At 59.7% G+C, this 23,306-nt stretch carries 19 protein-coding genes; 2 read left to right on the plus strand and 17 right to left on the minus strand.

Annotated features, from left to right (window positions below; all coding sequences use genetic code 11):
- Positions 1-121: 121 nt before the first annotated feature.
- From glmM to HGT1_RS08440, 9 genes are all read right to left on the minus strand, one after another.
- A complete protein-coding gene (gene glmM, locus HGT1_RS08400) occupies positions 122-1,468 on the minus strand; it encodes a phosphoglucosamine mutase (protein ID WP_176249475.1) in 1,347 nt (448 codons plus the stop codon).
- On the minus strand, positions 1,465-2,481 hold the full coding sequence (gene folP / locus HGT1_RS08405; protein ID WP_176249476.1) for a dihydropteroate synthase: 1,017 nt from the start codon (positions 2,479-2,481) through the stop codon (positions 1,465-1,467). Before folP ends, glmM begins: the two co-directional genes overlap by 4 nt.
- A 4-nt stretch (positions 2,482-2,485) precedes the next feature.
- Complete coding sequence (locus HGT1_RS08410; protein WP_176249477.1) at positions 2,486-3,409, minus strand: dihydroneopterin aldolase; 924 nt, start codon at positions 3,407-3,409, stop codon at positions 2,486-2,488.
- A gap of 108 nt (positions 3,410-3,517) precedes the next feature.
- Positions 3,518-4,156 (minus strand): cell wall hydrolase, encoded by a 639-nt coding sequence (locus HGT1_RS08415; RefSeq protein ID WP_255200140.1) that lies wholly within the window; start codon positions 4,154-4,156, stop codon positions 3,518-3,520.
- 125 nt (positions 4,157-4,281) lie between these two features.
- Positions 4,282-6,804, minus strand: coding sequence for a putative PEP-binding protein (locus HGT1_RS08420; protein WP_255200141.1), 2,523 nt, complete (start codon positions 6,802-6,804; stop codon positions 4,282-4,284).
- Between the two features lie 104 nt (positions 6,805-6,908).
- Positions 6,909-9,137, minus strand: coding sequence for a glycine--tRNA ligase subunit beta (glyS, locus tag HGT1_RS08425; protein ID WP_176249479.1), 2,229 nt, complete (start codon positions 9,135-9,137; stop codon positions 6,909-6,911).
- Positions 9,138-9,224: 87 nt separating this feature from the next.
- Positions 9,225-9,746: a DUF6446 family protein gene (locus HGT1_RS08430; protein ID WP_176249480.1), complete on the minus strand. Its 522-nt coding sequence runs from the start codon at positions 9,744-9,746 to the stop codon at positions 9,225-9,227.
- Positions 9,747-9,755: 9 nt separating this feature from the next.
- Positions 9,756-10,484 (minus strand): FkbM family methyltransferase, encoded by a 729-nt coding sequence (locus HGT1_RS08435; RefSeq protein ID WP_176249481.1) that lies wholly within the window; start codon positions 10,482-10,484, stop codon positions 9,756-9,758.
- Entirely contained in the window at positions 10,481-11,419 is a 939-nt protein-coding gene (locus HGT1_RS08440) for a glycine--tRNA ligase subunit alpha (RefSeq protein WP_176249482.1), read from the minus strand. The genes HGT1_RS08435 and HGT1_RS08440 overlap by 4 nt, the downstream gene beginning before the upstream one ends.
- A gap of 157 nt (positions 11,420-11,576) precedes the next feature.
- Here HGT1_RS08440 and HGT1_RS08445 point away from each other — a divergent pair, with 157 nt between their 5' ends.
- The gene (locus HGT1_RS08445) at positions 11,577-13,418 is read left to right on the plus strand and encodes a serine protease (protein ID WP_176249483.1); all 1,842 of its coding nucleotides are present in this window, start codon (positions 11,577-11,579) and stop codon (positions 13,416-13,418) included.
- A gap of 63 nt (positions 13,419-13,481) precedes the next feature.
- Here HGT1_RS08445 and HGT1_RS08450 read toward each other — a convergent pair whose 3' ends face one another.
- From HGT1_RS08450 to HGT1_RS08470, 5 genes are all read right to left on the minus strand, one after another.
- Positions 13,482-15,029, minus strand: coding sequence for a thiamine pyrophosphate-binding protein (locus HGT1_RS08450; protein ID WP_375708109.1), 1,548 nt, complete (start codon positions 15,027-15,029; stop codon positions 13,482-13,484).
- 53 nt (positions 15,030-15,082) lie between these two features.
- Positions 15,083-16,531 carry a TrkH family potassium uptake protein gene (locus tag HGT1_RS08455; protein WP_176249485.1) on the minus strand — a complete coding sequence of 483 codons (1,449 nt, stop codon included), beginning with the start codon at positions 16,529-16,531 and terminating at the stop codon, positions 15,083-15,085.
- Positions 16,532-16,643: 112 nt separating this feature from the next.
- Positions 16,644-16,880: a hypothetical protein gene (locus HGT1_RS08460; protein ID WP_176249486.1), complete on the minus strand. Its 237-nt coding sequence runs from the start codon at positions 16,878-16,880 to the stop codon at positions 16,644-16,646.
- Positions 16,881-17,097: 217 nt separating this feature from the next.
- On the minus strand, positions 17,098-18,192 hold the full coding sequence (gene folE2 / locus HGT1_RS08465) for a GTP cyclohydrolase FolE2 (protein WP_176249487.1): 1,095 nt from the start codon (positions 18,190-18,192) through the stop codon (positions 17,098-17,100).
- 95 nt (positions 18,193-18,287) lie between these two features.
- On the minus strand, positions 18,288-19,472 hold the full coding sequence (locus HGT1_RS08470; RefSeq protein WP_176249488.1) for an aminotransferase class V-fold PLP-dependent enzyme: 1,185 nt from the start codon (positions 19,470-19,472) through the stop codon (positions 18,288-18,290).
- A gap of 272 nt (positions 19,473-19,744) precedes the next feature.
- Here HGT1_RS08470 and HGT1_RS08475 point away from each other — a divergent pair, with 272 nt between their 5' ends.
- Positions 19,745-20,449 (plus strand): glutathione S-transferase N-terminal domain-containing protein, encoded by a 705-nt coding sequence (locus HGT1_RS08475; RefSeq protein WP_176249489.1) that lies wholly within the window; start codon positions 19,745-19,747, stop codon positions 20,447-20,449.
- Positions 20,450-20,517: 68 nt separating this feature from the next.
- On the opposite strand, the gene HGT1_RS08480 is transcribed toward HGT1_RS08475, so the two are convergent.
- From HGT1_RS08480 to ftsY, 3 genes are read right to left on the minus strand one after another with little or no spacing between them, the layout of a single operon-like run.
- On the minus strand, positions 20,518-21,123 hold the full coding sequence (locus HGT1_RS08480) for an inner membrane-spanning protein YciB (RefSeq protein ID WP_176249490.1): 606 nt from the start codon (positions 21,121-21,123) through the stop codon (positions 20,518-20,520).
- Between the two features lie 11 nt (positions 21,124-21,134).
- A complete protein-coding gene (locus HGT1_RS08485; RefSeq protein ID WP_176249491.1) occupies positions 21,135-22,037 on the minus strand; it encodes a DMT family transporter in 903 nt (300 codons plus the stop codon).
- Between the two features lie 25 nt (positions 22,038-22,062).
- The gene (ftsY, locus tag HGT1_RS08490; protein WP_176249492.1) at positions 22,063-23,292 is read right to left on the minus strand and encodes a signal recognition particle-docking protein FtsY; all 1,230 of its coding nucleotides are present in this window, start codon (positions 23,290-23,292) and stop codon (positions 22,063-22,065) included.
- Positions 23,293-23,306: the final 14 nt, after the last annotated feature.

The raw sequence follows: 23,306 nt of genomic DNA on the forward strand, positions 1-23,306 counted from the left end.
CAAATGGTAAAAAATCCTCGCCGAAGGCATCCGACAGCAAGGCTTGTCCAAAACACCTGAACCGGCACCGCACCGCAGCGCCGGTCACCCCGGAAAAAATCGAATGCGCGCAAGCGCTCCTTTAGCTTTGAACCGACTGCGTGACCGCATCGACGACCGAATTCACCGCCCGCGCCATCAGGCCCGCATCTTCATGCTCGGCCATCACACGCACCAAAGGTTCGGTGCCCGACTTGCGGATCAACAAACGCCCCTGACCGGCCAGATCGGCCTCGGCCTGCGCAATCGCTGCTTTGACCTGCGTGTCCTCCAACGGGGTCTGCCCGGCGGCAAAGCGCACGTTCTTCAGCAATTGCGGCACCGGATCAAAATTGCGCAGCAACTCCGAAGACGGCTTGCCCGACCGGATCATCTCCGCCAGAAACTGCAACCCCGCCATCAGCCCGTCACCGGTGGTGGCATGGTCGGTCATAACGATATGACCCGATTGCTCGCCGCCCAGATTGAACCCGCCTTCGCGCATCCGTTCAACCACATAGCGGTCCCCGACCGACGTGCGTTCCAACTGCACGCCCTGCCCTTGCAAGAACCGCTCAAGCCCAAGGTTGCTCATCACGGTCGCCACCAGCGCATTATTGGCCAGACGGTCTTCGGCCGCCCACCGCGACGCCATCAGTGCCATGAACTGGTCGCCATCGCCGACATTGCCCGCTTCATCAATCAAGATAACCCGGTCCGCATCGCCATCCAGACAAATCCCGACATCAGCCTTGTGCTGCAAAACCGCCGCCGCCGCTTGCTCGGGGTGGGTCGATCCGCATTTGTCGTTGATGTTGAAACCATTCGGCTCAACCCCGATCCGGATTACCTCGGCACCAAGTTCCCACAAGGCTTCGGGGGCCACACGGTGCGCCGCACCATTGGCGCAATCCACCACGACCTTAAGCCCGTCCAGCCGCATGCCGCGCGGAAACGACGATTTGACCCGCTCGACATAGCGGAACCGCCCATCATCAATCCGCTTTGCCCGGCCAATCTTATCCGAGGGGGCCATTTGCACCCCGTTGGCGATCAAGTCCTCGATCTCGGCCTCGACCGCATCGCTCAGCTTGAAACCGTCGGGGCCGAAAAACTTGATCCCGTTATCCGTCGCAGGGTTGTGGCTGGCCGAAATCATCACGCCCAGATCGGCGCGCATCGACCGGGTCAACAGGCCCACGGCAGGTGTCGGGACCGGCCCCAGCAAAAGCACATTCATCCCCGAAGATGTCAGCCCCGCCGTCAGCGCGTTTTCGAACATATAGCCGGACAAGCGCGTGTCCTTGCCGATCACCACCCGATGTTCGCCGCCTCTGCTGCTGCTGAAATAGCGGCCAACCGCCGCCCCGATGCGCAGCGCAACTTCTGCGGTCATGGGATATACATTCGCTTCGCCGCGAATCCCGTCTGTGCCAAATAGTTTCGTCATAAGATACTCTCCGAACTCGCGGCACACCAAAGCGCAATCGCCTGGCGTGTTTCAGCCACATCATGCACCCGTACCAATTGCACACCTTGCGCCAATCCTGCAAGGGCAACGCCGATTGACCCAGGGGCACGATCTTTTGCATCAGGGGCATTGCCAAGTGTCCCGATAAACTTTTTTCGCGACACACCCAGCAGCAAAGCCGTGCCCAGCATATGAAAGATACTGATCCTTGCAAGCAACGCCAGGTTGTGCTCAAGGTTTTTTCCGAACCCGATGCCCGGATCGGCAAGGATCGCATTGCGCGCAATTCCGCCGGTTTCCAGCTTGCTGATCTGGTCCTCAAGGGTGTCATAAACATCCAGCACCACATTTGAATAGCTGGGGTTCAAATGCATTGTCGCAGGATCGCCCTGCGTATGCATCACGCAGACCGGCAATTGATGTTTCTGGCAAAACGGTGCCAAGCCGGGATCAAAGGTAAAGCCCGACACGTCATTGACCAGATTAGCCCCCGCCCCCACAGCGGCTTCGGCCACGGCAGCCTTGCGCGTGTCGATGGATATGGGCAGGGTCAGGCCCGCCGCCCTCAGGGCGCTGATCGCGGGGGCGGTCCGTTTTATTTCGGTCTCGATGGGGACAAAGCTGGCACCGGGGCGCGTGGATTCACCGCCAATATCGATGATATCAGCACCGCTTTGCGCCATCGCCAGCCCAGCGGTCACGGCATCCGCAACATCGGCATGCTGCCCGCCATCGGAAAAACTGTCAGGCGTCGTGTTCAAAATGCCCATGATGCGGGGGCGGTCCAATGACATGCCTGCAATCGGGGCGCGCGGAGCCGTCAGCCGCGCTGCCTTGTCCGCCGGCATGTCGCCCGCAGGGATGACTTGCGCAGGCGCGTTGCGCGACAGGACTTCGACATGGGTGAACCACCCCCAGCCGCCCGCCAAGGGTACAGCCGTTTCAGGCCGTGCGGGGCCGATTTGCACAAGCGGTCTGAAATAATCGGTCATGGTTTCAAATCTGATCCTGATCCGCAGGGACCATGCGCAGGGGAACAGACGCCTGTTTGGGCAGTGCCGCACCAATCACCAGCATTTCTGTCGCGTCAAAGGTCGCGGCAAACCAGGCGGCCAATGCGACCGCATCGCGGGGCTGCGCTGATGGGGTATCCACACTGTCCAACACGATCTTTGACGGGGCCCAAACGCTGGTCTGGCCGTTCTTCATCGCCCAATCCAGTTCCGTGCGCGTCGATACAACCACACAGCGTTTGTCCTTGGAGGCCAGAACCCAGGCGTTTTGTTCGATAGCCAACAGGTCAATGCGCCGCTGCGCCATTTTATGGGCGACCTGCGGGGCCGGTGTGTCAGACGCCCCGACACATAAGATCAGCGGACGCCCCAATTGCTCAAGCTGGTCCAGCCACCCGGCCAGATGCGGCGACCCGATCGCGTCATTGCTCAGATACACCAGTTCAGGATGCGGGACTTCGGCAGCGTCAGACCTTGCGTCCGGCGTATCATCGCGGGCGCGCGCGATTTCCACGCCCAAGGCCCCCGGCCCCCGATCCAGTTTTTCGATCCGTACAAAAACCCGCATCGCCTGACGTTCCAGCAAGATCCGGTCGGCCACACGTTCGGCAAGGGTTTCCAACAGGTTCAACCGCTCGTCCGACAGCTCGTGCGCAATCGCTTCGGTCACCCGGTCATAAGACAGGATACGGTCCACATCGTCATCCACCGGGCCGGTTAACGGTTGAACTTCGACCACCACGTTAAAGCAGATGCGCTGCGTGACACCGCGTTCGGCCTGAAATGCGCCGATCTCGACCTCGACGATATGATCGCGCAGGGAAATACGGTCCAACGGTTCCGGCCCCGCAGTGGCCGCCGCACGCTCGGAGGGATGTGCAAAGGCAAGCCTTGTATCGGTGGTCATCATGCGGGCCTTTTTGTTAACACAGTCAACACGATCCTAGACCGCTTGGCCGGATGTAACAAAGCCAGTTGCGGCTGGCCAGACCTCAAAGACGACCGGAATTGCAGCTTAGTTGGACGCGGTCTGCACCCCGTCACGATAGAACAGGTGCACGCCGATTTGCGCCGTGCGCGTAAACACCCGCGACCAGCGCGGTTTTACAGCAGTTGTGTGGTAATAGGTGGCACCATCGGTCAACGCGGGCACCTTGCCATCCAAAACAGCGCGGGCGATTTTGCCAACCTGGTCATAGGCACGCGGTTCTGCGATCACTTCGGCATTGCCATCGCATGTATAGGTAAACTGGCACTGGTATTTCTTGCCGGTGCCCTGATGGATAACATTGCACAAGGATCCGGGAAAGCGGCTGGATTTGACCCGGTTCACAATCACCTCGGCCACAGCGAACTGGCCCTTGACGGTCTCGCCCCGCGCCTCGAAATACAGCGCCTCGGACAGGCATTTCCATTGTTCGCCACCGGATGCTTTGGGCTGCTGGGCCAACCAGCTTCGGGTGAATTCGACATCGCTGGCCGATTCAGTGGCCGCTATCATACGTTCCAGCCGCTCTGATCCGACAGCTTGCAGCCCTTTTGCCTCGATCTCGGCCAATGTCTCGGCTTGTTGAGAGTTCGCCATCACGGCGTTGGGGGACAAAAAGGACAACGCCACAGCGGCGCAGATTGGCAGAAAGGTAGAATAACGCATGCAGCGCCTCGCAGGTAATTTCAAACAAGGCGACTAGACAACATAATCCCTTACGTAAACCCTTGGATGGTCGCTTGCGCGGCAAGCCGCCCAAATTTCTAGATGTTGATTTACGGCCTTGCCTTTTACCCTATCTTGTGTGCAATCGCCAGTTGAGCCGCCGCAAGCCGGGCCACCGGAACCCGAAATGGTGAACAAGAGACATAGTCGAAGCCCGCTTCGCGGCAGAATGCAATCGATTCGGGGTTGCCGCCATGTTCGCCACAGATCGACAAAGTGATGCCCGGTTGCGCCGCGCGACCGCGCGATGCCCCCAGTTGCAACAGCTCGCCCACCCCGTCCTGATCCAACATATGGAACGGATCTTCGGGGAACACACCCTGCTGCACATAGGTCGACATAAACCGCCCCGCGTCATCGCGGCTAAGCCCGTAGGTCATCTGCGTCAGGTCGTTTGTCCCAAAGCTGAGGAACGAACAATGCGGCGCGATTTCACCCGCACGCAAGGCGGCACGCGGCGTTTCGACCATGACCCCCAACCGGTAGGTAAATGTCGCCCCGCGTTCATTGCGCACGGCGGTCGCGATCTTGTCGATGCTGGCCTTGACCAATTCGACCTCGCGCTTGGCCGACACCAGCGGGATCATGATTTCAGGCACCACAGGGTCGCCATCCCGGCTGGCCTCGATCGTGGCTTCGAAAATCGCGCGGGCCTGCATCTCATAGATTTCGGGCACGGTGACGCCCAAACGCACGCCGCGCAAACCCAGCATCGGGTTGTATTCCGACATCGCCTCGATCCGGCGGGTCACATCCGACAGCGGCAAATCCAGCGCTTCGGCCAGATCGCGCTGCCCCGACCTGCTGGTGGGCAAAAATTCGTGCAAGGGCGGGTCGAACAGACGGATGCACACGGGCTGGCCCTGCATGATCCGGAAAAGCTGGATGAAATCTTCGCGTTGCATGGGCAACAACCGGTCCAGCACGGCACGGCGTTCTTCGCTGCCATCGGCAAAGATCATCTCGCGCATCACGGTCAGGCGGCTGGGGTCAAAGAACATGTGTTCGGTGCGGCACAGGCCGATGCCATGGGCGTTGAAATTGCGCGCCGTCTGCGCATCGGCAGGCGTGTCGGCATTGGCGCGAATACCGATATCAGCGGCATTTTCGGCCCATTCCATCAGCTTTTGAAAGGTCGTATCCAACAGCGCCTCAAGCATCTGCGCGGCCCCTGCCAGCACCTCGCCCTTGGTGCCATCAATCGTGATCTCGTCACCGGCCTTGAACACGCGGCCATCCGGCGCGGTGATCTGGCCTTTGACCAGATCGAATTTCATCGACGACGCGCCCACAACACAAGGCAAGCCCATGCCGCGCCCGATCACGGCGGCGTGGCTGGTGATGCCGCCCCGTTCGGTCAGCACCGCTTGGGCCGCATGCATCCCGCGAATATCTTCGGGCGATGTTTCGCGGCGTACCAGAATACACGGCTCGCCCCGTGCGGCACTGGCCTGCGCATCATTGGCGTTGAACACGATCTTGCCCGTTGCGGCACCGGGGCTGGCGGCAATACCGCGCCCGATCAGATCGCGCTTGGTGCGCGGATCGACCTGCCGGTGCAACAATTCGGTCAAGGTGCGCGGCTGCACCCGCATCAACGCTTCCTCGCGCGAGATGATGCCCTCGTCGGCCAGCGCCACGGCGATACGCACGGCAGCCCGCGAAGACCGCGACACCCGCACACCGTCCAGAATAAACAACTCTCCGTCCGAGATCACAAATTCCAGCTGCATCTCGGCGCGCAGTTTAACCCGCATCAAGGCCGCATGCTGTTTCAGCGTCTCGAATGCCTCGGGGGCGTGTTCTTCCAGCGACGGGCCGCGCGGATCGCGGGTCAGATACATCGCGTCGGCATCGTTTTGCAGCGCGTCGCGCCCCTGTGACTGGCTTAGATAGCGGCCGGTAATTTGCGGCAAACCGCTGTCGCTGTCGACCAGTTGCAACACGCCCGACCCGCAGAGCCCCGTGCCCACGCCAAAGGCCATTTCCTGCACAATCAGCCCCAGCCCCGCATCGGCCGGTGCCCCTTTTGCCTGACGCAACAGACGCGCAGACGTGCCTTCCCATGCGCGGGCCATCGAACTGAGCACCGCTGTCAACTGGGTCACGCGGTCCTGGGGGAACGCCTCTTCGGTCTCAAGCTCGTAGGCGCGCAGGGATTGTTCCAGCGCCTCGCGCCCGTCCCCGATCACCTCGTCGAACATGTCAGGGTCCAGCCGCGCCACATTGACGGCATAGGATTGCACGAACCGGGTATACAGCGCCGATGCCGGCCCCTCGCCCATGCGTTCGCAATATTCCATGAAACGGGCATCATTCATGCCGATGTTCAGAACCGCGCCCGGCCCGCCCCAATCGGGGTCCTGGCTGGACGGGCGCACACAAAGCAACGCGCCGCGGGGAAATTCATCAGCAACCGCTTGCAGATCGGGCATATCACCGCCCGCAATCTTGTGAACCACATTAAAGGGCAGCGTGACCGTGCGCGGCACCGGCAGATCAAGGCGCACCAGACGTTGCAAACATTTCGCCCGCCCGCCGTGGGTGTCCGTGGCGATGGGGGCGGTCTGGGTTACCAGCGTTGTCATGGGCGTTTTCTGCACTGCGGCACCTTTTGGTTTGTCCGCAGCATAGGCTTTCATTGGTGTCTGGCAAGACTTGATGCGCCCTGCCAGACCAAAGAAACTGCGTGTCAGCCGTCGATCTTGGTCAGGTCCGCGACAGACGAACAGATCGTGCGGATACGGCTGAGCAGGTTCAACCGGTTACGCCGCACGGTGCTGTTGTCGGAATTGACCTGAACGGCATCAAAAAACGCATCAATCGGGGCGCGCAAAGACGCCATGGCGGACATGGCATCGGTAAAGTCCTGGGCCGCCATCGCCGGATTGATCTGCGCCTCTGCCGCGTCAAGGGCGGCGAACAAGGCGCGTTCCTCGTCCGTTTCGGCAAATTTGATATCCGCACCATAGGAGTATTCGACCCCATCCGCCGCTTCTGCCTGCGACAGGATGTTATTGGCGCGCTTGAAACCCTGAATCAGGTTTTCACCGTCATCGGTCTTCAGCGTTTCCGACAGCGCCTTGGCGCGTTTGACCAGCAAGGTCAGATCGTCGTTGCCGGGCATCGCGATGCAAGCGTCGATGACATCATGCCGCACACCTTGGTCCTTGAGATAGACCTTGAGGCGGTCGTGGAGGAAGGACATCAGATCACCGCTTTTCTCAGGGACAGCCGTTTCCAGCTTGGCGATGTCGTCGTTGGGGGCTTTTTTGTCATTGCGGTGAATGAACGCATCAAATGCAGCCCCGAACACACCATGTTTGGCGATGTCATGCAGCAGGTCTTCGACGTGGTGGTCTTCCAGCCCCGGCATCACCTTGCGCTTGTTGCGCAGCAACTGGGCGGCGTGCAACTGGTCCAACCGCACATGCAGGTCGTTCTCCACCAGAATCCGGATCACACCCAAGGCGGCACGACGCAGCGCGAACGGGTCTTTCGACCCTGTCGGCTTTTCATCAATCGCCCAGAACCCTGTCAGCTTGTCGATCTTTTCGGCCAGTGCCACGGCAATGGAAACCGGCGCAGTTGGCACATCGTCCGACGGGCCAAGCGGCGCATAGTGGTCTTGCGCGGCGGCGGCGATGGCACCGGATTTACCAGCGGCTTTCGCGTAATAGCTGCCCATAAGCCCTTGAAGTTCGGGGAATTCATAGACCATTTCGGACGACAGATCGGCCTTGGCGAAACGTGCAGCCTGACGGGCCTCGTCTGCGTCGGCACCGACCATCGGGGCCAATTCGCCCGCCAGTACCTCCATCCGCGAGATCAGTTCGGCCTGTGTGCCCAGCTTGTTGTGGAAGGTCACGTTCGACAAACGGTCCACCCAGACCTGCATACCCGCATCAGATTTGGCAATGCGCAGGTCGTTTTCCCAAAAGAATTTCGCATCCGACAAACGCGCGCTCAGGACTTTTTCATTGCCTGCCAAAATCGTCGCACCATCATCGGCGGTGGTGCGGTTGGCGACCGTGACAAAGCGTTCAATACGGCCCGTCTTGGGGCTGCGCACGGAAAAGAACTTTTGGTGCTCTTTCATGGAGGTCTGCAAAACCTCTGGCGGCAGATCAAGGAAGGCATCCCCGATCCGGCCCATCAGCACCACGGGCCATTCGACCAGCCCTGCGACCTCGGCCAAAAGACCTGCGTCCTCGACCACTTCAAGCCCGTTGGCAAAGGCCATGTTGGTCGCGTCATGCCAGATCGCATCGCGGCGCTCTGCCGGGTCCAGCACCACAAAGGCGCGTTTCAGCTTGGCGGCGTAGTCGTCGAAATTATTGACCGTGATCATGTCTGGTGCAAGGAAACGGTGGCCGCGCGTGGTGGCCCCTGCTTCGATCCCGTCAACATTCATCGGGACAACCTGCGCACCGTCTTCGGCAGACAGGATGCATAGAATAGAGTGCAACGGACGCACCCACCGCAAGGAACCGGTGCCCCACCGCATGGATTTGGGCCAAGGGAAATTGCGGATGGTGGTGTCGAGCACTTCGGCCACGATCTCGGCCGCGGGGCGGCCCGGCTTTTTGATCATTGCAAACAGGATGTTGCCCTTGGGCGTTTCGCGTTCTTCCAGCTGGTCGCGGGTCAGACCGGCACCGCGCAAGAACCCTTCGATGGCCTTTTCGGGCGCGTCGGCCTTGGGGCCTTTGCGTTCTTCGGTGATGGACGGGCTGGCATCCAACATGCCCTCGATGGTCAGGGTCAACCGGCGCGGCGTCGAAAACGCAGCCGCCGAGGCATAGGTCAACCCGGCCTCGACCAAGCCGTTGGTTACCAGTTTTTTCAAATCATCCGCAGCCCGTGCTTGCATACGGGCGGGAATTTCTTCTGAGAAAAGCTCAATCAGCAGGTCGGGCATGGGTGGTACCTTTCGGGGGCCGTTTATGGGGGCACGGCTTAGATTTTTTGCGCTTCGCGCGAGGATATTTAAGAGCCAGAGAAGGCCCTATCGGCTTGGCTGGTCGGGGCAGGCTTCGCCAACGACGGTGCCATCATAGGATTTTTCGCCACAATCGTTCAGCTCGTGCCAGATATAGCCGCGCCCGTCCGATGTGATCGCCACGATCCGGTCGACGCCGAAGTGGATGTTCTTCTGGCTCAGGAATGTCAGGGCTGTCCCGGCCTCGAGTTCCTCGCCGATGGCCTTGGCGTCAAAGCAGTCAAACCAGCCGGGCGCGTTGCGCGGCTCGATTTCGTCGCTGACCACATAGGTTTCGGACAGCATGGCAAGGCTGAGTGTCGTGTCAAAACACGCGCGATACCGGATCGGAGAGCTGTCCGCGTCGATGGCGCGGAAATTGTCGGTCAGGATGGGTTCGGGCATATCTGTCGACAGCGATACCAGCTCGACGCCCTGTGGCGGCGTCGGGGCCTCGCGGTAATAGCCATAGACCTGAAGATAATAAAGCGTGATGCCCGCGATGGCTGCTGCGACCAAGATGACGCCTCCTACGATTTTGCCATTCATATTGCGCCCCTAATGCCAGAAAAGGTTGATATAGGGATGGTCGCGCGCCTCGGCCTGCGCTTGCAAGCGGTGCGCAATCGGCATGTAGCGCGCAGGGTCCATCCATTCATGGGTTTCGACAAAGATCGTGTCGATGCGGTCCAGCACAGGGTGCTCCATCAGCGCGGGCATGAGATCCCATTCGGAGCCTTCGATATCCATCTTCAAAATGCGGATATCGCGGTCTAGCCCGGCAAGGAATTCCGGCAGGTTGATCACCTCGACCGGCACCGTATTGGTGTCATCCATCGTTGCGTCATTGCGCACCAGCGAGGCCGATTGCGAAAAACGGTCCGGATCTTCGGCCATTCTGGCAGAGCGGCGCAGGTTCAGCGTATCGGCCTTGGCCCCTGCCGCCTGCTGGTACAGGGTGACGCCGGGCATCTGGCCCACGTTTTGCACAAGGCGCGCGAATGTATCGGGGTCGGGCTCAAACCCGATCACCTCGGCACCGGCGTTTGCAAGCTGTGTTGTGACCTCGCCCAGATTGGCCCCCAGATCGATGCACAGATCACCCGCGCGCAGGTCTGCGACCAGTTTCGGCCAGATGTCCTCGTTGCGCCAGCGATAGCGCCGCTTGAGCTTGCGGTAGCAGATAAACCCCGGTTTTCCCGGCAGGTTCTGTCCCGCATGCATTGCCTTTTCAAACAAGCCTTCGGGTTGCTGCGGCATCATCTTGGGTTGATAGCGATCTGTCATGCTGCATCCTCGGACCAGCCGCCGGCGCGGGTTTGCACAAAGGCATCGGCGCAGGCTTTGGCCAGCGTGCGCACGCGCCCGATATAGGCCTGACGTTCGGTAACCGAGATCACACCGCGCGCGTCGAGCAGGTTAAAGATGTGGCTGGCCTTGATGCATTGGTCATAGGCGGGATGTGCCATGATGATGCGCTTGCCGGTTTTGGGGTCAAGCGCCTCTTGCGACAGGATCGCGTTGCATTCGTTTTCGGCCTCGACAAAATGGTCCAGCAGCACGTCGGTATTGGCCACGTCAAAGTTCCAGCGTGCGAATTCTTCTTCGGTCTGTTTGAAGATGTCGCCGTAAGTCAGCGGGATCGGCGCATTTGGGTCATTGAACGGCATGTCCATCACGTGATCCACGCCCAAGACATACATCGCAAGACGTTCCAACCCGTAGGTCAATTCGCCCGACACCGGGTGGCAATCATGCCCGCCGACCTGTTGGAAATAGGTGAATTGCGACACTTCCATGCCGTCACACCAGACTTCCCAGCCCAAGCCCCATGCGCCCAGGGTGGGGCTTTCCCAGTCGTCTTCCACGAAACGGATATCGTGCAGCGCCATATCGATGCCGATCGCCTGAAGTGATCCCAGATACAGGTCCTGAAGGTTGGGCGGGCTAGGTTTGATCAAGACCTGATACTGATAGTAATGCTGCAAACGGTTCGGGTTTTCACCATAGCGCCCGTCGGTGGGGCGGCGCGAAGGTTGCACATAGGCGGCAGCCCAGGGGTTTGTCCCCAAGGACCGCAGCGTCGTCGCCGGGTGGAACGTCCCTGCGCCGACTTCCATGTCATAGGGTTGCAGGATCGCACAGCCCTGCCGCGCCCAATAGGTTTGGAGGGCAAGGATGATTTCCTGAAAGGAACGGGGGCGTTGAACCGGGTCGGACATGGGATAAAAGCCTCTACTGCTGCGCGCCTTTCCTACGGCGCGCATGGCCAAGGGTCAATTGGCAGCTTTGTGATGATTTAACGCGCATCTGCCATGGCATTTTACCCCCGTTCCTGCTTATCTGCGTTAAATTTCAATGCACGAGAGCACTTAAACCATGAAGCGATTGATTGTGGCGCTGCTTGCCACCCTGATTTTGACCCCTTTTTCCCTCAAGGCGCAATCTGCCGGTGACGTGGTCTGGTTACAGATCGAAGCCCAGCCCACCCTGTCTGGCGCAACAAGTCGGGCGCAGGCCTATAGCAACAGCATTGAAGATGTGAACGGGTTTTCGCTGGGCGGTAACTGGTATGCAATCGTGGTCGGCCCCTATCGCCGCGCGGATGCAGAGCTGCTGTTGCGCAACTACCGCCGCGAAGGTCTGGTGCCAAGCGACAGCTTTGTTCAGGTGTCAGAGCGGTTCGCGCAACAATTCTGGCCGGTCGGTGCGAATGTGTTGAACATCCCCCTGATTGCCCCGATTGCAACCGATCTGGCAGAAAACGAACCCGCCGTTACAGCAGAAGATCCCGCCGATCCGATCACCCAGACCACATTGGAACCGGCTGATGCTGGCACATCTGTTGATGCGGAACCTGCACAAACCACAATGGTCCCGGTGCTGCCCGAACCACCCGCCGATGAAACACTGGCAGAAGCGCAGCGTGGCGAACGCAACCTGACCCGCGAGGAACGCGAGCAACTGCAAATCGCGCTGAAATGGGCAGGGTTTTACGACAGTGCAATTGATGGCGCATTCGGACGCGGCACGCGCGGGTCGATGGCCCAGTGGCAAACCGCCAATGGCTATGACGCGACGGGCGTCCTGACGACACTGCAACGCGCTGCATTGAACCGGCAATACAATGCCGTGCTCGAAGGATTGGGCCTGCAAACGGTGCGCAACAGCGATGCGGGCATTGAAATGCTCATGCCCACCAAGATTGTGGCGCTCGACAAGCTTGAACCGCCCTTTGTGCAGTACAATGCCACGGGCGACATCAATGCCCGCGTCTTGCTGATCAGTCAGGCCGGCGATCAGGACACGTTGTACGGGCTCTATGATATCATGCAGACCCTTGAAATCGTCCCTCAGGACGGGCCGCGTGAACGCAAATCCAACAGCTTTGAACTGATCGGCGAGAATGGCAGCATCATCAGCCAGACCCAGGCATCGCTGGAAAATGGCCAGATCAAAGGCTTTACCCTGATATGGCCCGCCGGTGACGAAGACCGCCGCCGCCGTGTGATGTCAGAGCTCGCCAAAAGCTTTACCCGTATTCCAGGTGTTCTGGATGCCGCAGCGGGCGGGGGCGATGATCAGGCGATTGATCTGGTATCCGGCCTTCAGATCCGGCTGCCGAAACTGTCACGCTCCGGTTTTTTCATCGACGCGGCAGGCACGATCGCAACCACATCGCAAGCCGTGCAAAGCTGTGGCCGCATGACGCTGGACGACGACACCGAATTGACAGTCGTGGTGGACGATGCTGCCAGCGGGGTTGCCCTGCTCAAGCCAGGCAACCGTCTGGCCCCTGTCGAAGTGGCAAATTTCAACACCGTCCCACCCCGCCTGCAATCGGAAATTGCCGTTGCCGGTTTCCCTTACGAGGGCGTGTTGGGGGCCGCGACCGTGACATTCGGGGCGCTGGCTGATGTGCGGGGCCTGAAAGGCGAGGAAAACATCGCACGGCTGGAACTGGCGTCGCAATCCGGTGATGCGGGCGGGCCGGTTTTTGACGGCAATGGCCGCGTGTTGGGGATGCTCCTGCCCCGCGCCGATGGCGTGCAACAACTGCCCGACGATGTGAATTTCGCGGTCGAAGCGACCCTGATCGCGGATGTCGCGAAAAAGGCAGGCATCACCGTTCAGACAGCCCAGGACGCAAGCGCGCTCAAGCCCGAAGACCTGCGCGCCAAGGCAAAAGGCATGACAGTCCTGGTCAGCTGCTGGGAATAACAATCGCCAGCGGGTGCGGAATTTTTCAAAAATTCCGGCCCGTTTTCTTTGAAAGAAAACGTCTTAGCCGGTGATGGCGGGTGTCAAATAGATCAGCGTCGGGCGACCGGCGCTAAAGGCGGCTTTCAATACCGCTGGCAGGTCTTCCAAAGATTTGGGTGCTGCTGACAAGGCACCGAATGCTTCGGCCAGTTTGCAGAAATCAGGGTTATGCGCCACCACGGCATTGGGGGCGATCTGGGCGCGTGTCATGCTGTCCTCGATCTCTCCCAGCTTGCCATTGTCCCAAAGGATGATCGGCAGCGACAGGCCCAGCTCAACCGCAGCCCCCAGTTCCTGCACCGTGTAGTGGAACCCGTAGTCGCCGATAATGGCCATCGTGGGCAATCCGGCCCGACCAATCGCCCCGCCAATCGCGGCAGGGGTGGCATAGCCCAACGTGCCAAAACCATAAGGATGGTGCCAATGGCCCGGCGCGTTCATGTCCCACACCTCTTTTGCGGCATAGGCGAATTGGGTCATGTCGGAGTAGATCATAACGTCATCGGGCACCGAGGCTTGCAGCGCCTCGATGACCGGCAACAACCCGGGGCGTTCGGCTTCGATCTCCGAGCGCCAGCGCGCACGAGCCGCCGCGACCTCTTGCGCGGTCCAGCCCGTCCGCGGTTGCCCCAAATCCATCTCGCTCAGCGCCGCGACAAATGCCGCGGCATCGCCCTGAATATGAACCTGCGCCCCTTGCGCGTCGGTCAGCACGGTCGGGTCGATATCGACCCTTACCAGCGGCGCGGTGTGCCCCAGTTGCGCGCGCCAGATGTCGACCTCGGCCAGTTCGGTCCCGACTGCGATCACCAGATCGGCGCTGGCGATCACATCGGCACTGCCCGGACGGGCCAGCGTCGACCCGAAATGCAAGGGCGCATCAGGGGCCACCACGCCACGACCGGCATAGGTGGTAAAGGACGCGGCCCCGATGCGGTGCAACATCGTGGCGACGCCCTCGGCGCGCTTTGCCCCGCCACCAAAGATGAACAGCGGCCGTTTCGATGCGGCCAGCAGGTCGCTCAGCTTTGCAACGTCGTCGGCTTTGGCCGCCAACGGGGCCATCGCGGTTCCAGCAACAGGCGGGTGGCCCTGCGCCGCCGCCTCAAGCACGCCGATGGGCACCTGAATATGTTTGGAGCGCGGGCGCTGCGATGCGAATTCGTTCAATGCGCGGTCGATCAACGTATAGGCAGCGGCGCTTGTGCGGGCTTCCTCGGACCAATCGCAGACAGTCGCGGCGGCGGCTTGCTGGTCTTTCATCTGGTGCAACTGCCCCTTGCGCGCTGCCGTTTCGTCCAGACAGGAGGACAGCACCAGCAGGGGCACAGAATCGCTATAGGCCTGGCCCATCGGGGTCATGATGTTGCACAGCCCCGGCCCCGTGATCACATAAGCTACCCCCGGCTTGCCTGTGGCGCGGGCATATCCGTCGGCCATGAAACCGGCTCCTTGTTCGTGGCGCGCCAGCACATGGGTCAGGCCCGCCTCTTCGATCCCGCGGTACATTTCCTGATTATGCACACCGGGGATGCCGAAAATCACCTCGACCCCGCGATCCTTGAGCATATGCGATATCTGCGCGCCCAAGGGGCGGGTCTGCGCTGTCTTTGAATTCGCCATTATGCTCTCCAGAATTTGAAGGTGAGAATGACGTAAACCGCCATCAGTTCCAGCCGCCCGATCAACATTGCTGCCGTGAGGATCCATTTGGCCGTGTCATTCAACGTGCTGAAATTGCCAGCCGGCCCGATGATATCGCCCAGACCCGGCCCGATATTGGCAAGGGCGGCCCCTGCCCCCGATACCGAGGTTACAAAATCCAGCCCCGTCATGCTGAGCGCCACAGCCACAAGGCCCAGCGTCAGGGTAAAGAACATGAAAAACGACATGACCGATATCATGACATCGCCGCTGATCGGGCGACCGTCATAGCGCGGGGTAAAAATGCCGTGGGGTGATCTGATCCGCTGCAATTGCGCCCGGATCGACGCAAACAGCAATTGATAGCGGAAGATCTTGATCGAACAGGCGGTGGACCCCGCACAGCCCCCGATCAGGCCGGTGAAAAAGAACAGCGCAATGGGAAACGACCCCCATTCCATATAATCAACCGACGCATAGCCGGTGCCCGAGATGATCGAGGTAATGTTGAACAGGGCCTCGCGCAGGGATTGTTCCCAATGCTGCGGAAACAGCCCCCGGATCGAGATAAAGATCACCACCACCAAGACGCTGACAACCAACAGAAAACCACGCACCTGCGGGTCACGGTGCAGGGCCATCGGGTGCCCGTTCAGCAGTTGCACATAGCGCACAAACGGCAGTGCCGCGAGGATCATAAAGAAGGACGCGGCATATTCGGCCTTGCCTGAAAACGTGCCGAAAGACGCGTCGTAATTCGAAAAACCACCCGTCGACACAGTGGTCAGCGCATGAACCGTCGCATCAAACAGGTTCATGCCAAGGGCCAGATAGGTCAGGGTACAGGCAAAGGTCAGCCAGACGTAAATCACCGAGATCTGGCTGGCGATCTGCCCCGCGCGTGGCAGAATTTTCCCAAACGTATCAAAGGCTTCGGATTTGAAAATCTGCATACCGCCGACCCGCAGTTCGGGCAGGAACACCATGGCGACAACAATAATACCGATCCCGCCCAGCCATTGCAGGATGCCGCGCCACAGCAACAGCCCCTTGGGCAGATCATCCAGCCCCGTGAACACCGTCGATCCCGTGGTGGTCAGCCCCGACATGGCCTCGAACACCGCATCCACCAGCCGCGCCTCGGTGGCACCCAGCATGAACGGCAAGGCCCCGAACAAGGGCAACATCAGCCAGACGCCAGTGGTCAACAAGAACGTCTGCTGGATGGTCAGGCCCTGTTTGACGCCATTGGCGCAGGCCAAGGCGATCATGCTGCCGCCCAGAATGGTAATCAGGCCCGATTCAACAAAGACCGGCCAATGCCCGCGCCCTTCGGCAATATCCACCAGCATCGGCACGATCATCGCAATGCCTAGCACTGCGACCAACAAGCCGATCACATATCCAACGGGTCTCATATCCAACATGGGGGCAGCGTTGGCGCGCCGCAGCGGCGGAGTCAAGGATCAGGCGGCCGGAAAACGAAAACGGCCCGCGCTGATGTCAGCGGGGCCGCATTTTCTGCACCGTCAGACCTGTTTAGATATAGTACAGGTCGCGGAATACATGGTGAACGATCTTGTCACGCGTGATGCCCATTTCAGCCAGCTCTGCGTCGGATTTTGCGTTCAGCATCTCGACTTCGCGCAAACGACCGGAATTGCCGTTGGCTGTGATCATTGCGTGACCGATCCGCGAGAAGAACGCCCCGATTGCAACGAATGGGGATTTCAGGGAGACGCCACCGGTGTGGGAGATTGTGCTGCTGTAAGCCATGATAGATCTTTCGGTTTGTTAAGGCATTTCCGCCCGTTACGCTGTGTTGACTTCAATATATACGCCACAGCCCGGATGAGAATTGCCCATTCTGCATAGCAGCATCCCGGATATGCCGCATCGCAGCACAACCGACATCACAAAACCGGCACAGACAGTAAAACGCCGCCCAAAATTTGAGCGGCGTGAAAATTTGCCCCCGTACGAGGCCGTCAGATCAACCGACGTGAAACAAGGTTGTGAACAGCTTGGGGTCGATGCTTTGCGCGGAAAAGGTGTCGCCTTGGGTCAGGATGCTGATCGCGTCATGGCTGTGCAGGCTTTCTTGATGGCTGGCAACCACACGGAAATCACCGATGCGCGGGTCGGCCTGCAACTGCTCGCAAAACAGCCGCGCCGCGTCTTCGACAAAGATCGGATTGGCGGCGTTCAGCTCGGCAAAGGCTTGTTCATCTTCGCGTTTGACCATCACCTGGGTCTCGGTGGGGACAGCACGGCGCGCCGCCTCGATCAGGTCTTCGAACCACAGACATTCCGCATCATAATTCACATCAACGGAAATCCGCGCCACGGACCGCTGCGAATGCGGGGTGGCCAGCTGACCGCGTGTGGCGCGGGCATGTTCGGACAGTTCCAGCGAACAGGGGCATGTGGACGAATAGACGTAATCCAGATGCATGATCTTTTTACGAAGACCGCCGATTTCCACCAGCTCCAGCGCGATGTCGTAATATTGGTATCCCGACAGTCCCGACCGCAGGCTTTGTATCTTCATCGGAAAGGAAAAACGCATCTGGATGCGCGCGTCAAAGCTCTCCAGGTCGGCCTTATAGTCATCCAGCGCGGCTTCCATCACCTCAAAGCTGAACGTCGCATCCCCGTGCTTGTAAAAGCTGCGCATGATGCGGGACATGTTGATGCCCTTTTTATCCGCCTCAAGGCTGACCGACCCTGTCACGGAGGTCTCTAAGGTCAGATCGCCGTTGTCGCGGGTGTGATACCGCAAGGGCAGTCGAAAGTTCGAGATACCGACATGCTGGATTTGCTGCTTGGCCCCGCGGATCAGGCTGGACGGCCCGTTTTGCAGGTCCGGCAAGGTGGCCTTGTAATTATCGCCTACCGCGAAATCTTCGGGGTAGACGCGGTTGAATTCGGGGTAGTCATCAACCTTGGTCAACAGCCGCGCCAAGGAGGGGTCAAGCGTGTCGATCTCCGACTGGCTTGCCGCCGCAGCCCAGGCCCGCAACGTATCAAGCGCGGTCATAGCGGCGTCGCGGTCAGGTGCGCCGGAAACAGGTGCGATGACGTTCATGATAAAGCCCCCCTTGGTAGCTGGACCATATATAGGGCAATCACCGCACCGTTTCCAACAAACTGCTCAAAATAGTGGAAATGGGTGTCAGAAAATTACGCTGATTTGTCCAAGGCCTGTTTGATGTCCGCCAGCAGGTCATCCACATCCTCAAGACCTGCCGACATGCGCACCAATCCGTCCGAGATGCCCAAAACGTCTTTTTGTTCTTGTGGCAGACGCTGGTGCGTGGTGGTCGCCGGGTGCGTGGCAATTGATTTGGCATCGGCAAAGTTGTTGGAAATGGTGATAATCTCCAACGCATTCAGGAACTTGAAACAAGCTTCCTTGCCGCCCTTCACCTCGATCGCAAAGACGGTGCCGCCCGACGGGGCCTGCGCCAGCGCCAGCGCGTGCTGCGGGTGGGACGGGTGTGTCGGATAGCGCACGGCACTCAAACGCGGGTGACCGTCCAAAGCATCGGCCAGCTTGAAGGCCGCGTCTGACTGGGCGCGGACCCGCAGGTCGATGGTTTCCAGCGACTTCAGGTGGGTCCAGGCGGTGAACGGGTTCATCGCGCCGCCTGTGTGTTTCATATAGGCCTCGATCGGGCCGCGGATCAGGTCTTTGGACCCGCAGATCGCACCGCCCAGCAGACGCCCCTGCCCGTCCACGTGTTTCGTGGTCGAAATGATCGCAATGTCGGCCCCGCAGTCGCGTGCATAGGAATAGACCGGCGTGGCCATCGCATCATCGGCCAGCACCAACGCGCCAACCGCATGAGCCTTAGCCACCACATGGCGCATGTCCACCACTTCCAATGTGGGGTTCGAGATGCTCTCGAAGAACACCATCCGCGTGTCGGGGCGGATCGCTGCATCCCATGCCGCATTGTCGGTACCATCAATCAGGGTGATCTCGACGCCGAACCGCGCAAGGATGTCTTCGAGCACGTACAGGCACGACCCGAACAACGCGCGTGCGGCAACCACGTGATCGCCCGCTTTCAGCAACGCCGTCAATGCGCCGCTGACCGCCGCCATGCCCGATGTACAGGCAAAGCAGTCTTCATAGCCCAGCATGCCTGCGATACGGTCTTCGAACATGCGCACGGTGGGGTTGCCGTAGCGTGCATAGATAAATTCGTCATCGCCCAGCGATTGAAACCGTGCCTCGGCCTGTTCGGCACTTTCATAGACAAAGCCCTGCGTCATGAACATCGCCTCGGACAGCTCGTTATACTGGCTGCGGCGGGTGCCCATGTGAATGGCCTTCGTGCGTGGTTTCCAATCGTTGCTCATCTTTATCATCCTTCTGACCCGACAGATCGGGCGTAAAAAAACCCCAGACGCGGTCAAGCGAAAGGGGGCTTTCATCCTGACCTTTTAGCGGTATTTCAGCAAGTCGCCCTGCCCGTGGCCCGCAATCCGGTAACAAATCGCCACGCGACATCTGCTACGCCTGTGCGGCCCTCACGTCAACAGGCAGCGTCATAGCAGAGTGCCCTTTCCCTTGTAGGTGCCAAAGAAACGCGCAGTATAGGCCAACCCGTGTTTCCAAAAGGTGACTTTGCATGACCGCCCCGATTGATCTGTATTACTGGCCGACGCCGAACGGCTGGAAAATATCCATCGCCCTCGAGGAAATGGGCCTGCCCTATACCACCCATCTGGTCAACATTGGCGCTGGCGAACAATTCGCACCCGAATTTCTAAAGATCGCGCCCAACAACCGTATGCCTGCCATCGTTGATCCGGACGGGCCGGACGGTGCGCCGGTGTCGATTTTTGAATCCGGTGCGATCCTGCAATATCTTGCCCGCAAAACCGGCCAGTTCGGCGGCACGACCGAACGCGAAATGATCGCCGTGCAGGAATGGCTGATGTGGCAAATGGGCGGGCTTGGGCCAATGGCAGGCCAGGCGCATCATTTTCTGAAATACGCCCCCCAGATGGATCCGCCCAACGATCTACCCTATGCCAAAGACCGCTACCGCGCTGAAACGGCACGGCTTTACGGGGTTCTGGACCGGCAACTGGCAAAACATGAATTCGTGGCAGGTGATTTTCTGTCGATTGCCGATTTCGCGATTTGGGGCTGGGCATCGCTGTGGGAAGGGCAACAGCAGACGCTGGATGACAAACCCCACATGGCCCGCTGGCTGGCAATGATGGGTGCCCGCAAAGGCGTTCAGGCGGGGCGCGCGTTATTTGCGGAAAAGCGCGCGGATTTCAGCAAAGACAGCGCGGCACAGACGACCTTGTTCAAATCAAAATAGAACGGCTGGCGCATATCACGATGTGATCCTGGCAAACGAAGGGGCCACGAACAGGCCCCTTCGGCGCATCAGGCTTTGTCTTTTTCCAGGCCGTATGTCTGAAACAATTTGCCCTGCGACATGAAGAACACGAAGACAGCAGCCGTCAGACCGAAGGTTTTGAAATAAACCCAGGTTTCGGTGCTGGCAAAACGCCAGATCAATTCATTCGCCAGCGCCAGCCCGAAAAAGCACAGCATCAGCCGCTTGGTCAGGATCATCCAGCCCGCGTCTTCCAGCGGCATCGTTTCTTCCATCACGTATTTCAGATAGGATTGCCCGCGCAGCAGCCCGATGCCCAGCAAGCCGCCAAACAGCAGGTAAATCGCCGTAGGCTTCATTTTGAAGAACCGCTCGTCGTTCAACCAGACCGAAAGCCCGCCGAACAAGGTGACCAAAATCACGGTCGCGACCTGCATCCGGCTCAGCTTGCCGGTCAAGGCCCATAGCGCCGCGGTCGAGGCGATCAGCAGCGGCACAAAGGCGGCAGTGATCAGGATAAAGCCGCTGTATTCCGTGCCCCAGACCGTGAACACGTCATCCTTGTAGCGCAGATAGGCCGCAAAAAAGATCAGCACGGGCCCGAATTCAAGGGCAGATTTCAGCAACGGGTTGATCTTGCGTTTCTCGGTCATCTTGCTCTCCATTAGCCGCCCATCTCCACTATCACAGCGCCTGCTGCGATCAATGCCATCAGCGCCACGCGGCGCGGGCCGACTGTTTCTTTCAGGACCAACCAGCCGATTATCGCCGCAAACACGGTCGAGGTTTCGCGCAGCACCGCGGCCTCGCCGACTTTGTCCAACCGTGTGGCCAGCATGACCGCCCCAAAGCTGAAAAACGCGACGATACCGCCGATGACGCCGCGCAGCATCAGCGGGCCAAGCGCGGGCGGGTTGGACATTTTCACGTAACGCCGCGCGGCAATCACAGGCATCACCAGACCGTCGATCATGAAAAACCATGCCAGAAAGGTGAACGGGTTTTCCGTCGCACGGATGCCATAGGCGTCAAAGGTGGTATAGACGGCGACACATAAACCGGTCAGCACAGCCAGCCCAAGCGCGGTGTTCAGCGTGTCACGCTCCGACACCAGATAGACCATGTTATACACCGCCAACCCAAAGATGCCGGCCATCAGCACGCCCACGCCCATCCATTGCGTCAGGGTAAAGCTTTCCTCGAAGATCAGATAGGCCCCGATCACCGTGAACAGCGGCCCCGTGCCGCGCACCACAGGATAGACCACCGTATAGGCCCCCTTGGTATAGGCCCACGCCTGAAGCACCTTATACACAATGTGGATCGCAAAAGCCCCGGCAAAGATCACCCACATATGCGGTTCGGGCCAAGGCACCACAAACAAGGCAAAGGGCGCGGCCATCAGGCAGTAGGAAAAATCAATCGCGCCACGGGTCATCCACGGGTCATGCCGCCCCTTTTGCAGCGCGCCGAATACTGCGTGCAGGAAGGCTGCCAGCAATGCCAGATACAAAGCGGCCTGATGCCCTGCTGCGGTGCCCTCGATCTGGGCCAGCCATTCGGTCACGGGCGCGGCCCGTTATGCGACAGGGTCACTGCGGGTCCAGCCCCATCAGCGCATCCGCGAATTCCTGCGGATCAAACGGTTGCAGATCGTCGATCTGTTCGCCCACCCCGATCGCGTGGATCGGCAGGCCGAATTTATCCGCCAAGGCCACCAGCACACCGCCCTTGGCTGTGCCATCCAGCTTGGTCATGACCAGACCCGACACATCCGAAATCTCTTGGAATACCTTGACCTGATTAAGCGCGTTCTGGCCCGTTGTCGCGTCCAGCACCAACAGGGTGTTATGCGGGGCCGACGGGTCTTTCTTGCGGATCACCCGCACGATCTTGGCCAGTTCCTCCATCAGGTCACCCCGGTTTTGCAGGCGTCCGGCGGTGTCGATCAACAGCAGATCCGCGCCATCGCGTTCGGCCTGCCCCATTGCCTCAAAGGCAAGGCTGGCGGGGTCGGACCCTTGGGCCGCCGTCAAGACAGGCACGCCCGCACGGTCGCCCCAGACCTGCAACTGCTCAACCGCGGCGGCGCGGAAGGTATCACCGGCGGCAATCATTACATGCTTGCCCGCCGCCTTGAACTGGCTGGCCAGTTTGCCGATGGTTGTCGTTTTGCCCGACCCGTTCACGCCCACAACCAACACCACCTGTGGTGTCTTGGCATATAGCGGCAACGGCTTGGCAATCGGGTCCATGATCCGCGCGATTTCCGCAGCCAGCAGACGTTTGATTTCTTCGACCGACAGACGTTTGCCAAAGCGGCCTTCGGCCATGTTCGCCGTGACGCGCAAGGCGGTATCAACGCCCATATCGGTCGAGATCAACAGCTCTTCGAGCTGCTCGAGCATCTCGTCATCCAACACGCGACGCACAACAGGTGCGGCGGTGCTGCGCCCCATCAAGCGCCCCATCAGACCGGGCTTTGCGGGCTCGGGCGTGGCAGGCTCGGGGCTTACAGGCTCTAATTGTACGGGTTTCGGCTGCACGGGCTCGGGCTTGGCCGGTTCAACCGCCTTGGGGATGGACACGGGTTCAGGCGCATCCACCGTGTCGGCAGGCATAGGTGCCGGCTCCTCATCGACCGCTTCGGGCAATGCCTCGACTGCGGCGACGGGGGTGTCCATCACCTGATCGACGGGCAGTTCGTCAATGGTTTCGGGGGCGTCAACAACACCGCCGTCCTCAATGATCGCCTCAAGCCCTTCGTCAATCTTGGACGATGATTTGAACAGTTTGCTTTTCAGTTTCTTGAAAAAGGCCAAGCGCAGTCTCCGCA

The organism is Sulfitobacter sp. HGT1 (assembly GCF_013282155.1).
Lineage (GTDB): Bacteria > Pseudomonadota > Alphaproteobacteria > Rhodobacterales > Rhodobacteraceae > Sulfitobacter.